The sequence below is a fragment of the Streptomyces sp. NBC_01314 genome (assembly GCF_041435215.1).
In the GTDB taxonomy this organism is placed as follows: domain Bacteria; phylum Actinomycetota; class Actinomycetes; order Streptomycetales; family Streptomycetaceae; genus Streptomyces.
Window position 1 is genome coordinate 3,132,053 of record NZ_CP108394.1, and the last position, 15,894, is coordinate 3,147,946.

The window sequence follows — 15,894 nt, forward strand, 5'->3', positions numbered from 1 at the left end:
TCCGTGACTCGGTCACGGACGTTCGACAAGCCCGTAACGACGGGCACCGCCGGGCGCGGCGGAGCGTTGCCCTGGGTAGACCGGCTGGCAACGGGGCCGAAGGTCCCCCGCGGCGCCCACCGAGCGGCTTTGCCGGTCCGCGCCGTACCATTCACCACGTTGAAAGCAGGACGACCCATGACCTGCTCCATGAACGGATCCGCCGCCTTGCAAGAACCCTCAGCCCCCGCGTCCTGGCGCATCGCACTGCCGCACACCGCCGCGGCCGTGCCCATGGCCCGCGCGCTGGTGCGGACGGCGCTGACCGAGCTGGAGCACGGGGCGGACTGCGACACGGCGGAGCTGCTCACGGCGGAACTGGTCGCGAACGCGATCGAGCACGCGGCCGGGGACGGGCCCATAAAGCTGGTCGTGGAGCTGGTGCCGACCGGCTGCAAGGTGGAGGTCCACGACCCGGACCCGGCGCCCCCGGGCGATCTCACCACCCCGGGCCACATCGACCCCGACCCCTGGCAGGAGCACGGCCGCGGCCTCCTCCTCATCCGCGCCCTCAGCTCCGCCTGCGGCCACCGCCCCACGGACTCCGGCAAGGCGGTGTGGTTCCGGCTGCCGACGGTGCCGGCACAGCGCCGCCACGCATAGGCGCCGCCGGGTCAGCCCAGCGTCGCCACCAGGACCGCCTTGATCGTGTGCAACCGGTTCTCCGCCTCGTCGAAGACGACCGAGTGCGACGACTCGAACACCTCGTCCGTGACCTCCAGCGAGTCCAGGCCGTGCAGCTCGTGGATCTCGCGGCCGACCTTCGTGCCGAGGTCGTGGAAGGCCGGGAGGCAGTGGAGGAACTTGACGTCGGGGTTGCCGGTGGCACGCAGGACGTCCATGGTCACGGCGTACGGTGAGAGCGCTCCTATGCGCTCGCCCCAGACCTCCTTGGGCTCGCCCATGGAGACCCAGACGTCGGTGGCGATGAAGTCGACGCCCTCGACCCCGTCGTGGACGTGCTCGGTGAGCGTGATCCGCGCCCCGCTGATCTCCGCGAGCTTGCGCGCGTGGTCGACGATCTCCTCGGCCGGCCAGTAGGCCCGCGGGGCGACGATACGGACGTCCATGCCGAGCAGGGCGCCGGTGACCAGGTACGAGTTGCCCATGTTGAAGCGGGCGTCGCCGAGGTAGGCGAAGGCCGTCTCGTCGAGCGGCTTGTCGCTGTGCTCGGTCATCGTCATCACGTCGGCCAGCATCTGGGTGGGGTGCCAGTCGTCGGTGAGGCCGTTGTAGACCGGCACTCCGGCGTACGCGGCGAGTTCCTCGACGTTCGCCTGGCTGTCGCCGCGGTACTCGATCGCGTCGAACATCCGGCCGAGGACGCGCGCGGTGTCCCGTACGGACTCCTTGTGGCCCATCTGCGAGCCGGAGGGGTCGAGGTACGTCGTCCGGGCCCCCTGGTCGGCCGCGGCGACCTCGAACGCGCAGCGGGTGCGCGTCGAGGTCTTCTCGAAGATGAGCGCGATGTTCCTGCCCCGCAGGTACTGGGTCTCCACCCCCGCCTTCTTGGCCGCCTTCAGCTCCACGGCCAGCCCGATCAGCCCGCGGAACTCCTCCGCGGTGAAGTCCAGCTCCTTGAGGAAGTGGCGCCCGGCGAGGGCGTGGGGAACGGTCGCCATGGGGGCGCTCCTGGGTCGACGGGGCAGGGACAGCGTGAAGAAGACTGGAAGTCTATACGATGTTCCACATTTCTATACGGACAGATCCATGCGACATAGAACCGGGCGACGCGGATCCGGGCGACGCACCGCTACACGGCGGATCTCTCCACCGGGCAGCTCATGCAGCGCGGTCCGCCCCTCCCCCGGCCCAGCTCGCTGCCCGGGATCTCGATCACCTCGATGCCCTGCTTGCGCAGATGCGTGTTGGTGGTGGCGTTGCGTTCGTAGGCGACGACGACACCGGGCTCGACGGCGAGGACGTTGCAGCCGTCGTCCCACTGCTCGCGCTCGGCGGCGTGGACGTCCTGCGTGGCGGTCAGCACCCGGATGGCGTCGAGGCCCAGCGCGGCGGCGATCGCGCGGTGCATGTGCTCCGGCGGATGGTCGGTGACCTTGAGTTCCTTCTCGCCGACGCCGGGTTCGATGGTGTACGAGCGGAGCATGCCGAGTCCGGCGTACTGGGTGAAGGTGTCGCCGTTGACCATGGTCATGACGGTGTCGAGGTGCATGAAGGCGCGGCGCTTCGGCATGTCGAGGGCCACGATGCTCTGCGCGGAACCGGCGGCGAACAGCTTGTGGGCGAGCATCTCGACGGCCTGGGGGGTGGTGCGCTCGCTCATGCCGATGAGGACGGCGCCGTTGCCGATGACCAGGACGTCGCCGCCCTCGATGGTGGACGGGTAGTCGGACTGCCCCTCCGACCAGACATGGAACGTCTCGTCGCGGAAGAGGGGATGGTGCCGGTAGATCGCCTCGAAGTGGACGGTCTCGCGCTGACGGGCGGGCCAGCGCATGGCGTTGATGGAGACCCCGTCGTAGATCCAGGCGGAGGTGTCCCGGGTGAAGAGGTGGTTGGGGAGAGGGTCCAGGAGGAATTCGTCCAGTTCCATGACATGGAAGCGGACGGAGGCCGGCTCCATGTGCGCGTCGAGGAACTCGCGCTTGGTCATGCCGCCGATCAGCGCCTCGACCAGTTCCACCAGGGGCAGCGACTCGAAGGCGGCCCTGAGGTGGTCCGTGGCGAGCGGACCGTACTCCTTCTCGTCGAAGACCCGGTCGAGGACCAGCTCCCGGGCCCGCGGGATCCGCATGACGTCGGTGAGGAGGTCGCCGAAGAGGTGGACGGCGACACCTCGGTCACGCAGCACGTCGGCGAATCCGTCGTGCTCGGCGCGCGCCCGGCGCACCCACAGCACGTCGTCGAAGAGCAGCGCGTCCTTGTTGCTGGGGGTGAGCCTTTTGAGCTCAAGATCCGGCCGGTGCAGGATGACGCGGCGCAGCCGCCCGGCCTCGGAGTCGACGTGGAATCCCATGCCCTCATCCTGACCATTCGGGCGCGTGTTCACCCGCCGGTCGGCCGAATCGGAACCCTTCCATCTCGTCCCCTTGACGATAACTGGGCCGCTCCATTATCGTCCAAGTGACACTAAGCAGTGTCGATCAGTCGCAGCGAGGGGGATCATCCATGGCCGACATCACCAGGAGGCTCGGCTGGCGGCATCTGCGTGGAGCTCCCACCGCGCACATCCGTCACCAGCGCTCCGGGCGGCTCGTGCACGACGGCCCGGGGCTGAGCTTCTGGTACCGGTCGCTGAGCGCCTCGCTCTCCGAGATCCCGGTGGACGACCGGGAGCTGGCCATGACCTTCCATGCCCGTACGTCCGACTTCCAGGACGTGGCGGTGCAGGCGACGGTGACGTATCGGGTGAGCGACCCGGCGACCGCCGCCGCCCGCCTCGACTTCTCCGTCGACCCCGACACGGGGGTCTGGCGCGGCGCTCCGCTGGAGCAGTTGTCCACGCTGCTGACGGAGACGGCCCAGCAGCACGCGCTGGACGTCCTGGCCCGTACGACGCTGGCCTCGGCCCTGGTCGACGGGGTCGCGGCGGTCCGGGAGCGGGTGGCGAGCGGGCTGGCCGCCGAGCCCCGGCTGCCGGCCACCGGCATCGAGATCGTGGCCGTGCGCGTGGTGGCGCTGCGGCCCGAGCCCGAGGTGGAGCGGGCGCTGCGCACGCCGGCCCGGGAGCAGATCCAGCAGGAGGCGGACAAGGCGACGTACGAGCGTCGCGCGGTGGCCGTCGAGCGGGAGCGGGTCATCGCCGAGAACGAGCTGGCCAGCCAGATCGAACTCGCCCGTCGCGAGGAGCAGTTGGTCGAGCAGCGGGGGGCGAACGCGCGGCGGGAGGCGGAGGAGAAGGCCTCGGCGGACGCGGTCCGGGCGGGCGCGGAGGCGGCCCGGACGGTACGGCTGACCGAGGCGGAGGCCGAACGGACCGTCAGGCTCGCGGACGCGGAGGCGGCGCGGAGCGTGAAGCTCGCCGAGGCCGAGGCGGCGCGGAGCGTGAAGCTGGCCGACGCGGAGGCTGCGCGACAGGTCACGCTCTCCGAGGCGGAGGCCCGGTCGGCGCGGGTCGTGGGTGCGGCGCGGGCCGAGGCGCAGGCGGCGTGGCTGCGGGTGCACGCCGATGTGGACGCGGCGACGCTGCACGCGCTGACCGGGACGCGGCTCGCGGAGAACCTGCCGCGCATCGAGAGCGTGACGGTGTCGCCGGACGTGCTGACCGGGCTGCTCTCCAGGCTGGGCGGGGCGGGCACCGGAGGGGACTCGGCGTGAGTCTCGCGCCGCGGGTGGTGCTGGTCCATCGCACCACCGAGTACGAGGAGTTGGTGGCCCGGCACGGTACGCACGGTCAGGCCGCCTTCTTCCTGCGGTCCAGGGGGCGGGACATCGAGGACGTGGCCGAGCGGCACCGGCGGGAGCGCGGGGCACTGGCCGAGGTCACGTCCTCGGTGCCGCTGACCTGGCGTCAGGCACGGGTCGAGCGGGGCGACCTGGACCGGTTCCTGTTCGCCCCCGAGGACGTCGTGGTCGTCGTCGGGCAGGACGGGCTGGTGGCCAACGCCGCGAAGTACCTCGCGGGGCAGCCGGTGGTCGGGATCAACCCCGATCCCCGTCGCAATCCGGGGGTACTGGTGCGCCACCGCCCCGACCAGGCGGGCAAGTTGCTGACCGCCTCACTGCAACAGGGCGCCCCGGTCGATGAGTTGACCATGGTCGAGGCCGTCGCCGACGACACGCAGCGGCTGGTGGCGCTCAACGAGATCTACCTCGGGGCTGCGGGGCACCAGACCGCCCGGTACCGCCTGGGGCTCGACGGCGACAGGGGTGCCGTCGAGCCCCAGGCCTCGTCCGGGGTGCTCGTGGGGACCGGGACCGGGGCGAGCGGATGGATCCGCTCGGTGTGGCAGGAACGGGCGAGTGGGCTGGCGTTGCCCGGCCCGGACGAGGCCCGGCTGCTGTGGTTCGTGCGGGAGGCGTGGCCGTCGCCGGCCACGGGGACGTCGCTGGTGGCGGGGGCGCTCGCGGAGGGCGGGCGGCTTTCGCTCACTGTCGAGTCGGACCGGCTCATCGTCTTCGGGGACGGGATGGACGGGGACGCGCTGGAGCTGACGTGGGGGCAGACGGTGCGGGTGGGGGTGGCGGGGGTTCGCTTGCGGTTGGTGGGCTGACGCGTGGGTCGCCCCCGCCGCCCCTACCCGTCCCTCCCCCACTCTCGGCTGCGGGTGAGTGGGGGCTTGTCGCGCAGTTCCCCGCGCCCCTTGAAAGCTCCGGACGCGGCCCATGTCTTTGAGGGGCGCGGGGAACTGCGCGAGCAACCACACACAACCCGCACCCGCCCACAAACCCCCGCTGCCCCAAGCCGCTACTCGGCCCCGTCGGCAAACGTGGGCGCCGCCGCGGCGCCCTTGCGGCGCTTGCGGTGGGTGTAGGCGACCACCGCCTCCCACAGGTCCCGGCGGTCCACGTCCGGCCAGGGCTGGTCGGTGAAGTGGAGTTCGGCGTAGTGGGCGTGCCAGGGGAGGAAGTTGGAGGTACGGATCTCGCCGCTGGTGCGCCACAGGAGGTCGACGTCGGGCATGGCGTGGTGCGGCAGATGGGCGGCGAAGAGCTGCTCGGAGATCCGGGCCGGGTCGACCTCGCCGGCCAGCGCGGCGCGGGCCAGCGCCGCGCCCGCGCGGGTGAGTTCGGCGCGGCCGCCGTAGTTGACGCAGACGTTGAAGGTGAGGCCGGTGCGGTTGCGGGTGGCGTGCTCCTGGGCGCGCAGGACCTCCACCACGTCGTCAGGGAGGCCGTCGGGGGACCCCACCCAGCGCAGGCGTACGTCGTGGTCGAGGAGTTCGCCGTCGAGGAGCTCGGAACGCATGATCGCGAAGAGTTTGGAGACCTCGTCGGGCGACCGCTTCCAGTTCTCCGTGGAGAAGGCGTACACGGTCAGATGGGCGAGGCCGATCTCCAGGGCACCCTGGACGACGTCCCGGAGGGCGACGGCTCCGGCCCGATGGCCCTCGTCGCGGGGCAGCCCGAGCCCGGTGGCCCAGCGGCCGTTGCCGTCCATGACGATCGCCACGTGCTGCGGGAGATGGGCCTCGGTTATGGCCGGCGGGCGGGCTCCGTCGCGGTGCGGGCGCGGCGGCAGCGGCGGTTCGGCGATCCGTGTGGTGTGCTGCTCGGGGCCGGTGAGGAGGGCCGACGCCGCCTCCCCGTCCGTGGTGCCGGCGGCGGACGACGTCCTCGCCGGAGCGTCCTCCCGGCCGGGCGGCAGCGTCAGCCGCCACACCACGGCGGCCCGTGCCCGGGCCGGGCCGAGGATCCGCCACTCGGTGTGCCGGGGGACGCGTACCGGTCGGTGCAGGACGGCCGAGCCGGCCCGGACGATCGCGTCCAGCTCCGCGCCGAACAGTTCGACGGCGCTGTCGAGGACGATCGACGGGCCCAGCGGCAGTGTGTGCCGCAGCGCCCGGCGGGAGGCCTCCAGCCATTCCCGGGCCTGGCCGGCCAGGTGCTCGACCAGCTGCCGGACCGCGGGGGTCCACTCGCGGGAGATCAGCTCGGCCGGGGTGACGTGGAAGCGGTCGAGGACCTCGGCGGGGAACCACACGTGCCCGCCGTCGAGGTCCTCGGGAAGATCGCGGAGCATGTCGGTGAGGAACAGGCCGTCCACGAAACGGGTGAAGCCCGGGAGGTCGCGGAGCCGCACGGGTACGGGCAGTCCGGACCGGACCAGCATCCGCATCAGCTGCTCGGGCCAGCTGACGTTCTGGGCGTGGGCGCGCTCACGCCACTCCTGCCAGGTCGCGACACCCTCACGGCCCTCGTCGCCCTGCACCGCGTCCAGGGCGCCCAGCAGATCGCCGAGGTCGAGCCCCCAGTGCCACACCGCGTCGGTCAGCGCCCGCCGGACCGGGTCGTCGCTGGTGCCGCTCGACAGGTCGGCCTCCAGCGCGGCCCGCCACTCCTGGAGCCGCCGGGCGCGCTCCTGCGGGGTGCCCTCGGTGGAGTCGACCAGGTCGTCGGCGGAGGCGAGGGCGGCGTACAGCGCCCAGCACGCGGGGCGTACCGCCGGGGGCATGAGCTGCATCAGGGCGTACTCGGTGGGCCGCGTCGTGCGGACCAGGCGGCGGCACTCGTCGTACGCGGCGTCGAGTGCCGATCGCTCTCGCCCGGACCGTGTTACGGACCGCGTGGTGGTGCGACGCATGGGAAACCCCACATACCTTCGAATGGGACCGATGGGACCGACTCGGGTGACAGCGATCGCCTGCGACTGGCTGCGATCACTGTCACCCGAGCACTGCCGGAACCGCTGGAACCATTCGAACACAGCGCACGGCCACGCCCGGCTGCGACATTATCAGCCGCATTGTCGCCTCCCGGGAGCGGGTCCGCCCGCCGAGGACGCGGGGGGTGTCACGTCTCGGACGGGGGCCGTGCATCACCGACGGGGGTGGTCACAGACGGGGGTCTACCGGCTCCGACTCCAGGGCCAGTACCCCGAACACCGCCTCGTGCACCCGCCACAGCGGCTCCCCCTCGGCGAGCCGGTCCAGGGCCTCCAGACCCAGGGCGTACTCGCGGAGGGCGAGGGACCGCTTGTGGTTGAGGAACCTGCCGCGCAGCCGGTCGAGGTTCTCGGGTCGGGTGTACTCCGGCCCGTAGATGATCCGCAGGTACTCACGGCCCCGGCACTTGATGCCCGGCTGAACCAGCCTTCCCTTGTCGCTCCTTACCACGGCCTCGACCGGTTTGACGACCATGCCCTCGCCGCCGCGGCCGGTCATCTCCAGCCACCAGTCGATCCCGGCCCGCACCGAGGCCTCGTCACCGGTGTCGACGAAGAGGCGTCGGGTGGTCTGCAGCAGGCCGCTGACGTCGAACTCGACGAGCCGGTCGATGAGGGCCAACTGCTCGTCGTGCGGCAGGGCGGCGAGGCTGCGGTCCTGGACGGCGAGGATCTGGAAGGGGGCGAGCCGGACGCCGTCCAGACCCTCGGTCGGCCAGCAGTAGCGCCGGTAGGCGTCGGTGAACGCCGCCGCGTCGGCGGCCCGCTCACGCTGCTTGCCCAGCAGCTCGCTCACGTCCACGCCCCGTGCCACCGCGCCCTCCAGGGCGGCCAGCGCACCCGGGAACACCGCGCCGGACGCGGCCCCGACGGCCGCGTACTGGGTGCGCAGCAGCCCGGACGCCTTCAGCGACCACGGCATCAGTTCGGCGTCCAGCAGTACCCAGTCGGTCTCCAGTTCGTCCCACAGGCCGGCCGCCGTCATGGCCTCGCGGACCCGGCCGAGGACCAGCTCGGTGCGTGCCTCGTCATTGAAGAAGGGGCGGCCGGTACGCGTGTAGAGAGAGCCGGTGGGGCCTCCCCCGCTCTCGGCCGCGCTCGAACGGGAGGTTCCCCCCGTGCCGAAGCGCTCGCGGGCGGCGTCCGCGTCACGGCAGACCAGGGCGACCGCGCGCGAACCCATGTGCTTCTCCTCGCACACGACCCGCGCGACCCCGTCCTCCTTGTACTGCGCGAACGCCTCGGCCGGGTGCTCCAGATAGCCCTCGATGTGCGAGGTGGCCGTCGGGGCCATGGTCGGCGGCAGGTACGGCAGCAGACGCGGGTCGACCGCGAAGCGGCTCATGACCTCCAGGGCCGCGGCCGCGTTCTCCTCGCGGACCGACACCCGGCCCGCGTGGCGGGTCTCGACGACCCGGCGGCCGTGCACGTCCGCCAGGTCCAGCGGCCGTCCTTCGTGCCCGCCGGGGGCCTCCGTGGCCAGCGGCCTCGCCGGCTCGTACCAGACCCGCTCCGCGGGTACCTCGACCAGTTCGCGCTCCGGCCAGCGCAGCGCGGTGAGCTTGCCGCCGAAGACGGCGCCCGTGTCGAGGCAGATGGTGTTGTTCAGCCAGGTGGCCGTGGGCACCGGGGTGTGGCCGTAGACCACGGCCGCCCGGCCCCGGTAGTCCTCCGCCCACGGGTAGCGCACCGGCAGCCCGAACTCGTCGGTCTCGCCGGTGGTGTCGCCGTACAGCGCGTGGCTGCGCACCCGGCCGGAGGTCCGGCCGTGGTACTTCTCCGGCAGGCCGGCGTGACAGACGACCAGTCGGCCGCCGTCGAGGACGTAGTGGCTGACGAGCCCGTCGATGAACTCCCGTACCTGCTTCTTGAACTCCTCGCTCTCGCCCTCCATCTGCTCGATGGTCTCGGGGAGTCCGTGGGTGTGCTGCACATTGCGGCCCTTGAGGTAACGGCCGTACTTGTTCTCGTGGTTGCCCGGCACACAGAGCGCGTCGCCCGAACCGACCATCGACATCACGCGGCGCAGCACGCCCGGACTGTCCGGGCCCCGGTCGACCAGGTCGCCGACGAAGACGGCCGTACGGCCCTCCGGGTGCACGCCGTCGACATAGCCCAACTTGCCCAGCAGTGCCTCCAGTTCGCTCGCGCAGCCGTGGATGTCGCCGACGATGTCGAAGGGGCCGGTGAGGTGGGTGAGGTCGTTGAAGCGCTTCTCGGTGACGATCGTGGCGTTCTCGGCGTCCTCCACGCCTCGCAGGACGTGCACCTTGCGGAAGCCCTCGCGCTCCAGGTGCCGCAGGGAGCGCCGGAGTTCGCGGGTGTGACGCTGGATCACGCGGCGCGGCATGTCGGCGCGGTCGGTGCGGGACGCGTTGCGTTCGGCGCACACCTCCTCCGGCACGTCGAGCACGATGGCGATCGGCAGCACGTCGTGCTGCCGGGCCAGCTCGATCAGCTGCTTGCGGGACTCCTGCTGCACGCTGGTCGCGTCGACGACCGTACGGCGGCCGGCCGCGAGGCGCTTGCCCGCGATGTAGTGCAGGACGTCGAAGGCGTCCTTCGTCGCGCCCTGGTCGTTCTCGTCGTCGGAGACGAGGCCCCGGCAGAAGTCGGACGAGATGATCTCGGTGGGCTTGAAGTGCCGTCGGGCGAACGTCGACTTGCCCGAGCCGGACGCGCCGATCAGCACCACGAGAGAAAGGTCGGTGACGGGCAGGACGCGCCCCCGAGGGGTCTGCCGGGTGGTCTCGCTCATGCTGCCTTCGCCTCCTTCTCGTTGGTGTCCTGGGTGTCGCGCTGCTTGAACACGGCCATCTGGGTGGGCGGTCCCACCTCCGGGTCGTCCGGCCCGACGGGCACGAACCCGACCTCGTAGCCGTGCCGTTCGGCCACGGTGGTCGCCCAGGTACGGAACTCCTCCCGCGTCCACTCGAAACGGTGGTCGCCGTGGCGGACATGGCCGGCGGGGAGGCTCTCCCAGCGGACGTTGTACTCCACGTTCGGGGTGGTCACGAGGACGGTCCTCGGGCGGGCCGAGCCGAACACCGCGTACTCCAGGGCGGGCAGCCGGGGCAGGTCGAGGTGCTCGATGACCTCGCAGAGCACGGCGGCGTCGTACCCCTTGAGCCGCTTGTCGGTGTAGGCGAGGGAGCTCTGGAAGAGCTGGACACGGGAGGCCTGGCGCTCGCCCATGCGGTCGAGCTTGAGGCGGCGGGAGGCGATGGTGAGCGCGCGCATCGACACGTCCGTACCGACGATCTCGGTGAAGCGGACGTCCTTGAGCAGGGCCTGCACCAACTGGCCCTGGCCACACCCGAGGTCGAGGACCCGCGCGGCACCCGACTCCCTGAGCGCGGCGATGATCGCGTCCCGGCGCCGCACAGCGAGCGGCGTCGACTTCTCCTCGCCCTCGGCCTCGCCGTCCGCGGCCTCCTCGACGGCGTTGTCGATCGCCTCGACCTCACTGTCGTCGGCCTCGGCCAGCCGTACGAGTTCCAGGCGCTCCATGGCCTGCCGGGTCAGCGACCAGCGGCGGGAGAGATAACGGCTGGTGATCAGCTTGTGCTCCGGGTGGGCCGGGAGCCACCCCTCGCCCGCGCGCAGCAGCTTGTCGACCTCGTCGGAGGACACCCAGTAGTGCTTGGTGTCGTCGAGGACCGGCAGCAGGACGTACAGGTGGCGCAGCGCCTCGGCCAGGGTCAGCGACTCCGACTCCAGGACGAGCCGTACGTAACGGGAGGCGCCCCATTCCGGGAACTCGGTGTCCAGCGCCACGGCCTCGACCGTGACCGTCCAGCCGAGCGGCTCGAACAGCTTGACGACGAGGTCCGGGCCGCCGCGCGCGGGCAGCGCCGGTATCTCGACGCGCAGCGGGCGGGCCTGCTCGGGGAGTTCGGGCCGGGCCTTGCACTGGCCGCGCACGGCGCTGGAGAAGACGTCGTTCAGCGCGACGGCGAGCAGGGAGGAGGCCGCGTACGGGCGGTCGTTGACGTACTGGGCGAGCGCCGCGTCCGGTGCCCCGCCGCGCCCCTTGCCCTTGCCGCGCCGGACCAGCGCCACCGCGTCCACCTCCAGCAACAGCGCGGCCGTGCACCGCTCGACATCCGCCTCGGGGTAGAGGACGTGCGCCTTGCCGTAGGAGGTGGAGAACGCCTGCGATTTGTCGGGATGCTTGTGCAGCAGGAAGCCGAGATCGGTCGCGGGGCGCTCTGGGGTGCCGGTGGTACTGATCGTCAGAAACACGGTGGGGTTGCCTCGTGGTGGGTGGCTGGGGTGGGTGAGTGAGTTCGAGGAAAAGGCGTCTGAACTGCGGATACCTGCGCATCGTCCCGTTTCGGCGCGCGCCCCAAACGTACAGGGAACGCTCAGACCGCACTCGGCCTTTTCCCGCACACCAGCGCGTGCGTCCGACTGCCCCGAAACCCGTCCCGACTCCCCCTCACACCACCGTGGGGCCACCCGCACAACTGCGTCGGGCCACCCTCACAGCACCGTCACCGCTGTGCTGGTGCGGGCGGCTCGCCGTCGGGGCCAGGACACTGTTCGGCACAGCCCCGCGCCCCTTGCGGAGCGCGGGGTCGCGGGCCCCGCCGTTACGTCAGTTGGGACTGCACCTGGGTGGAGATCAGTTCCAGGTGGTCCAGGTCGTCGAGGTCGAGGATCTGGAGGTAGAGGCGCCGGGAGCCGATGGCCTGGTAGCGGGCGATCTTGTCGACGACCTCGGCCGGGGAACCCGCGAGGCCGTTGGCCTTGAGCTCGTCGACCTCGCGGCCGATCGCGGCGGCGCGGCGGGCGACCTCCGCGTCGTCCTTGCCCACGCAGACGACCAGGGCGTTCGAGTACACGAGGTCGTCGCCCTTGCGGCCGGCCTCCTCGGCGGCCGCACGGACCCGGCCGAACTGGCGCTCACTGTCCTCGATCGAGCCGAACGGCATGTTGAACTCGTCGGCGTACTGCGCGGCGAGCCGCGGGGTGCGGCTCGCGCCGTGACCGCCGATGAGGACCGGCAGCTTGGCCTGCGCCGGCTTGGGCAGCGCGGGCGAGTCGGTCAGCTGGTAGTGGGTGCCCTCGTACGAGAACTTCTTGCCGACCTCGGTGGCCCACAGACCGGTCACGATGGCCAGCTGCTCCTCCAGACGGCCGAACTTCTCCTTGGGGAAGGGAATGCCGTACGCCTTGTGCTCGTCCTCGAACCAGCCCGTGCCCAGGCCGAGTTCCACGCGGCCGCCGGACATCTGGTCGATCTGGGCGACCTGGATGGCGAGCACACCGGGCAGCCGGAAGGTGCCGGCGGTCATCAGCGTGCCGAGGCGGATGCGCTTGGTCTCGCGGGCGAGTCCGGCCAGCGTGATCCAGGCGTCGGTGGGGCCGGGCAGACCGTCCGACGAGCCCATGCTGAGGTAGTGGTCGGAGCGGAAGAATGCGTCGAAGCCCAGGTCCTCGGTGGCCTTGGCGACGGTGAGGAGGGTGTCGTAGGACGCCCCCTGCTGGGGCTCGGTGAAGATGCGAAGATCCATGCCTCCATCCTGCACGCTCGCCCATCGGTCAACGCCATCGGTCCCACCGGCGTCGCGGGGCCACGGGCGGGTGAAAATCCGTCAATCCGGCGCATGGGGCGGGCTCGGGCCAGTGACCGGCGGGAACGGTGATCGTTGCTCGGGAGGAGCCGGACCGCCCGGCACCCGTCGCCGGCGGCCGCTGCCGGGACGCCCGCACACGTGCCCCCTTTGGGGGCGAGGGCCGAGGAGGCCGTCACATGTCCCAGGAAGCCGTGCCGGATCAGGCCGCCGTGCCTGCGCAGCCGAAGGGTCTGCTCCAGCAGATGGAGGAACTGATGGCTGCCCTGAACGCGGACCTGTCCCAGCTCGACGCGGATCTCTCGGCGCCGCGCGTCGCTGCCGCGGAGGAGAGCGACACGGTCTGACCCTGCCCGAGCCGTGAAGCCCGGCGCCCGGTCCTCTCTCGCGGCCGGGCGTTCGTCATGCTCCCCGGGTGCCGCCGGGATCTCTTCTCGCCCCCGCCGCCCCCATCCGTCCCGTCCCCAGGGGCTGCGCCCCTTCGACCCCCTGGGGGGGAGGGGGTTTGTGCGGTTGTGGGGTGGGTGCGGGTGACTGGGGGCTTGTCGCGCCGTTCCCCGCGCCCCTGGAAGCAGGGGGTGCGCCCTGGTTTTCAGGGGCGCGGGGAAACTGAGCAGCGACCGCACCCGACCCCGCAGCCGAACCGCTCACCCCGCCGCCGCGTCCCTCTCCGACAGCACCTGATCTCTGACCGCCAGGCGTCGCAGCATCTCCAGGACGCGGTCGCGGGCCTCGTCCGCCGCGTCGATCGCCTCCATGCACTGCCAGTAGGTCGCCTCGTCATCCGCCCCGCTCGCCAGCCCCACGAGCGCTATACCGACCTCTCCCAGCAGGCCCCCGAGCCGCAGCAGCGACTCGTGGGCGTCGCCCAACTCGGTGAGCTGGGCGGCGCGTAAATCGCCCACGCCGAGCAGCGGGGCGCCGAGTATGCCGCAGCCGCTGCCGGCCAGCTCGGTCAACCCGAGGGCCTCACCGCGCAGTTCGGGAGGTCCCGAGACCGCGAGACGGCTGCCGATCGCCTGGGCGAGGGCATAGGACTGCCATGCCTCCACCATGAGCTGAGGCCCCTCGACGGTGCCCGCCAGTGCCCGCCTGCTCGCCAAGATGAGCCGCACCGCATCCATGCGCTGCCCCCGACTGTCCCGACGCGCTCTCACACGTCCGCCCGAACTCCTGCCTGTTCATTACCCACAGTGAGGGCCGCTGAGACGGAAAGCCAGAGGAAGCCTGAAATCTGTGGATAACAAGTCGGCTGTGGACAACTTTCCGACTCCGGAGAGTGACGAGCGGAGGGACACGATCACCGTCAAGCACCGTCAGGGCTTCTCCGGGGCCGGGAATCTCCGTTCGTTGCGGTCGATCTTCGCATCCAGGGCTGACAACGGGTCGATGCCCAGCACCTCGCAGAGCTGGAGCAAGTAGGCGAGCACATCGGCGACTTCGTCCGTGACGCGGTGGGCGGTCCGGGGGTCCGCCATCACACGCGTGGACTCGTCCGGCGTCAACCACTGGAAGATCTCGACGAGTTCGGACGCCTCCACGCTCAGCGCGGAGACCAGGTTCTTCGGTGTGTGGTACCGCCGCCAGTCGCGGGTGGCGGCGAACTCGGTGAGCCGCCGCTGCAGCGTCGCCACGTCGAGCTCGCGCACGGGCCCTCGCACAGACTCCTGCACGGACTTCTGCACGGACTCATCAGCGCTCTCTCGCACAGACTCCTGCACGGACTCATGAGCGCTCTCTCGCGCGGGTTCAGGGTCTTTCACGGTTCAGGTCTACCACCGTCAGCCCCGCCACCCCGGCGGCCCAGGACGCGTCGCTCACCGCGCCGACCAGCCGGATGTGCCCGCGCCCGCACATCCGGGCCGCCAGCCGCACCAACTCCAGGGCCTGCCCGGGGTCGAGGGCCCGGTCGAAGCCGTCGGCGAGAACCGTCAGCGTCTGCAGTGCCGCGGGCACCTCCGCGACCGGGTCGACCTCCAGCACCCCGGGGCCGGTGAACAGCACGAGGGCCAGCGCCAGGTACCTCAACTCCCCGTCCCCGAGCAGACCCAGGGCCGTCCGCACCCCGTCGCCCCGGTCCAGCACCGCCCGTACCGTGCCGTCGCGCAGCGGCTCGGCCAGCAGATCGAGGACCGGTCCCACGCAGCCGTCGCGAACGGCCCCGACGAGCAGCGCGTGCCGTCGGCCGCACTCCGTCCGCGTACGCCACAGCACGTCGGCGAGGTTGTCGCAGCCACGGAGCAGCCGTCCGGAGCCGAGCGGCACGGCGGCGCGCATCCGGCCGGGGCGCGGATCGCAGGCGTAGACCGAGCGGAGGGCGACCACCATCTGCTCGGCGGCGGCGAGGACCTGGCGCTGGCCGTCCGTCTTGCCCGCGACGCGCAGCGGAAGCAGCGCGGTGCCGAGGCGGTCGTCGGGCAGTGGGCCACGGGTGACCGGGGAGGTGCCGGCCGTGTGCCAGGAGGCCTGGACGACGGGGCGGCTCGGGTCGACGAGCGCCGTCTGCAGCAGGGTGAGTCCGCCGGACGTCAACCGCTCGCCCACAATGCGGAGTTCGGGCTCGGCCTGGACGGCGACGTCGAGATGTACGGGCCCTTCGGGGCCGTCGGCCGTGCAGCCGATGCGGAAGCCGCGCCGCCGTTGGGCGTCGGGGCGGGCCCGTTCGGGGACGCAGCTCCGCGGGTCGGGGAAGGCCTCGTCGAGGTGGGCGCCCCCGCCGAGTCTCGCCAAGGCCTCGTACGCCCGGAGCGCGGTGGTCTTGCCGCTGCCGCTGCGTCCCGCGAGGAGGGTCAACGGACCCAAGGGGAGGAAGGCGCCCCGGTGCCCGGCGAAGGCGGAGAGCCGCAGCTCGGTGACGCTCGGCCGTTCCGGACGCGCTCCGGCGTCCGCGGCGGGCAGCATCGGCGACAGGGATGACACGGTCATATGCGGACAGTAGGGGCCGACCTGTCAGGCAAACCGTTCCGCCCAGTGGATCTTCCTACGATCGAG

13 protein-coding genes are annotated in these 15,894 nt (G+C 71.7%); 4 read left to right on the plus strand and 9 right to left on the minus strand.

Annotated features, from left to right (window positions below):
* Nucleotides 1–189: 189 nt before the first annotated feature.
* Nucleotides 190–642 carry an ATP-binding protein gene (locus tag OG622_RS13845; protein ID WP_371576205.1) on the plus strand — a complete coding sequence of 151 codons (453 nt, stop codon included), beginning with the start codon at nucleotides 190–192 and terminating at the stop codon, nucleotides 640–642.
* Between the two features lie 11 nt (nucleotides 643–653).
* Here OG622_RS13845 and argF read toward each other — a convergent pair whose 3' ends face one another.
* Entirely contained in the window at nucleotides 654–1,661 is a 1,008-nt protein-coding gene (gene argF / locus OG622_RS13850) for an ornithine carbamoyltransferase (protein WP_371576207.1), read from the minus strand.
* Nucleotides 1,662–1,792: 131 nt separating this feature from the next.
* Complete coding sequence (locus OG622_RS13855; RefSeq protein WP_371576208.1) at nucleotides 1,793–3,016, minus strand: arginine deiminase; 1,224 nt, start codon at nucleotides 3,014–3,016, stop codon at nucleotides 1,793–1,795.
* A 152-nt stretch (nucleotides 3,017–3,168) separates the two neighbouring features.
* Here OG622_RS13855 and OG622_RS13860 point away from each other — a divergent pair, with 152 nt between their 5' ends.
* Nucleotides 3,169–4,317: an SPFH domain-containing protein gene (locus OG622_RS13860; RefSeq protein WP_371576210.1), complete on the plus strand. Its 1,149-nt coding sequence runs from the start codon at nucleotides 3,169–3,171 to the stop codon at nucleotides 4,315–4,317.
* Nucleotides 4,314–5,213, plus strand: a complete 900-nt coding sequence (locus OG622_RS13865) for a hypothetical protein (protein ID WP_371576212.1) — start codon at nucleotides 4,314–4,316, stop codon at nucleotides 5,211–5,213. The genes OG622_RS13860 and OG622_RS13865 overlap by 4 nt, the downstream gene beginning before the upstream one ends.
* A 194-nt stretch (nucleotides 5,214–5,407) precedes the next feature.
* On the opposite strand, the gene uppS is transcribed toward OG622_RS13865, so the two are convergent.
* From uppS to OG622_RS13885, 4 genes are all read right to left on the minus strand, one after another.
* A complete protein-coding gene (uppS, locus tag OG622_RS13870) occupies nucleotides 5,408–7,243 on the minus strand; it encodes a polyprenyl diphosphate synthase (RefSeq protein WP_371576214.1) in 1,836 nt (611 codons plus the stop codon).
* Nucleotides 7,244–7,493: 250 nt separating this feature from the next.
* Nucleotides 7,494–10,082 (minus strand): polynucleotide kinase-phosphatase, encoded by a 2,589-nt coding sequence (locus tag OG622_RS13875; protein ID WP_371576216.1) that lies wholly within the window; start codon nucleotides 10,080–10,082, stop codon nucleotides 7,494–7,496.
* The gene (locus OG622_RS13880; protein ID WP_371576218.1) at nucleotides 10,079–11,569 is read right to left on the minus strand and encodes a 3' terminal RNA ribose 2'-O-methyltransferase Hen1; all 1,491 of its coding nucleotides are present in this window, start codon (nucleotides 11,567–11,569) and stop codon (nucleotides 10,079–10,081) included. The genes OG622_RS13875 and OG622_RS13880 overlap by 4 nt, the downstream gene beginning before the upstream one ends.
* Nucleotides 11,570–11,919: 350 nt before the next feature.
* Nucleotides 11,920–12,843, minus strand: coding sequence for an LLM class F420-dependent oxidoreductase (locus tag OG622_RS13885; protein ID WP_371576219.1), 924 nt, complete (start codon nucleotides 12,841–12,843; stop codon nucleotides 11,920–11,922).
* Nucleotides 12,844–13,082: 239 nt separating this feature from the next.
* On the opposite strand from OG622_RS13885, the gene OG622_RS13890 reads away from it, so the two are divergent.
* Nucleotides 13,083–13,250 (plus strand): hypothetical protein, encoded by a 168-nt coding sequence (locus tag OG622_RS13890; protein ID WP_371576221.1) that lies wholly within the window; start codon nucleotides 13,083–13,085, stop codon nucleotides 13,248–13,250.
* A gap of 300 nt (nucleotides 13,251–13,550) precedes the next feature.
* On the opposite strand, the gene OG622_RS13895 is transcribed toward OG622_RS13890, so the two are convergent.
* The 3 genes from OG622_RS13895 to OG622_RS13905 form a co-directional block, all read right to left on the minus strand.
* The gene (locus OG622_RS13895; RefSeq protein WP_371576223.1) at nucleotides 13,551–14,027 is read right to left on the minus strand and encodes a DUF6099 family protein; all 477 of its coding nucleotides are present in this window, start codon (nucleotides 14,025–14,027) and stop codon (nucleotides 13,551–13,553) included.
* Nucleotides 14,028–14,219: 192 nt separating this feature from the next.
* Entirely contained in the window at nucleotides 14,220–14,552 is a 333-nt protein-coding gene (locus OG622_RS13900; RefSeq protein WP_371576224.1) for a nucleotide pyrophosphohydrolase, read from the minus strand.
* Between the two features lie 100 nt (nucleotides 14,553–14,652).
* Nucleotides 14,653–15,828, minus strand: coding sequence for an ATP-binding protein (locus OG622_RS13905; RefSeq protein WP_371576226.1), 1,176 nt, complete (start codon nucleotides 15,826–15,828; stop codon nucleotides 14,653–14,655).
* Nucleotides 15,829–15,894 lie beyond the last annotated feature (66 nt).

Coding starts and splice junctions, on each gene's coding strand:
- OG622_RS13845 (WP_371576205.1), top strand. CDS start 190: ATGAACGGATCCGCCGCCTTGCAAGAACCCTCAGCCCCCGCGTCCTGG.
- argF (WP_371576207.1), bottom strand. CDS start 1,661: ATGGCGACCGTTCCCCACGCCCTCGCCGGGCGCCACTTCCTCAAGGAG.
- OG622_RS13855 (WP_371576208.1), bottom strand. CDS start 3,016: ATGGGATTCCACGTCGACTCCGAGGCCGGGCGGCTGCGCCGCGTCATC.
- OG622_RS13860 (WP_371576210.1), top strand. CDS start 3,169: ATGGCCGACATCACCAGGAGGCTCGGCTGGCGGCATCTGCGTGGAGCT.
- uppS (WP_371576214.1), bottom strand. CDS start 7,243: ATGCGTCGCACCACCACGCGGTCCGTAACACGGTCCGGGCGAGAGCGA.
- OG622_RS13875 (WP_371576216.1), bottom strand. CDS start 10,082: ATGAGCGAGACCACCCGGCAGACCCCTCGGGGGCGCGTCCTGCCCGTC.
- OG622_RS13885 (WP_371576219.1), bottom strand. CDS start 12,843: ATGGATCTTCGCATCTTCACCGAGCCCCAGCAGGGGGCGTCCTACGAC.
- OG622_RS13890 (WP_371576221.1), top strand. CDS start 13,083: ATGTCCCAGGAAGCCGTGCCGGATCAGGCCGCCGTGCCTGCGCAGCCG.
- OG622_RS13895 (WP_371576223.1), bottom strand. CDS start 14,027: ATGGATGCGGTGCGGCTCATCTTGGCGAGCAGGCGGGCACTGGCGGGC.
- OG622_RS13905 (WP_371576226.1), bottom strand. CDS start 15,828: ATGACCGTGTCATCCCTGTCGCCGATGCTGCCCGCCGCGGACGCCGGA.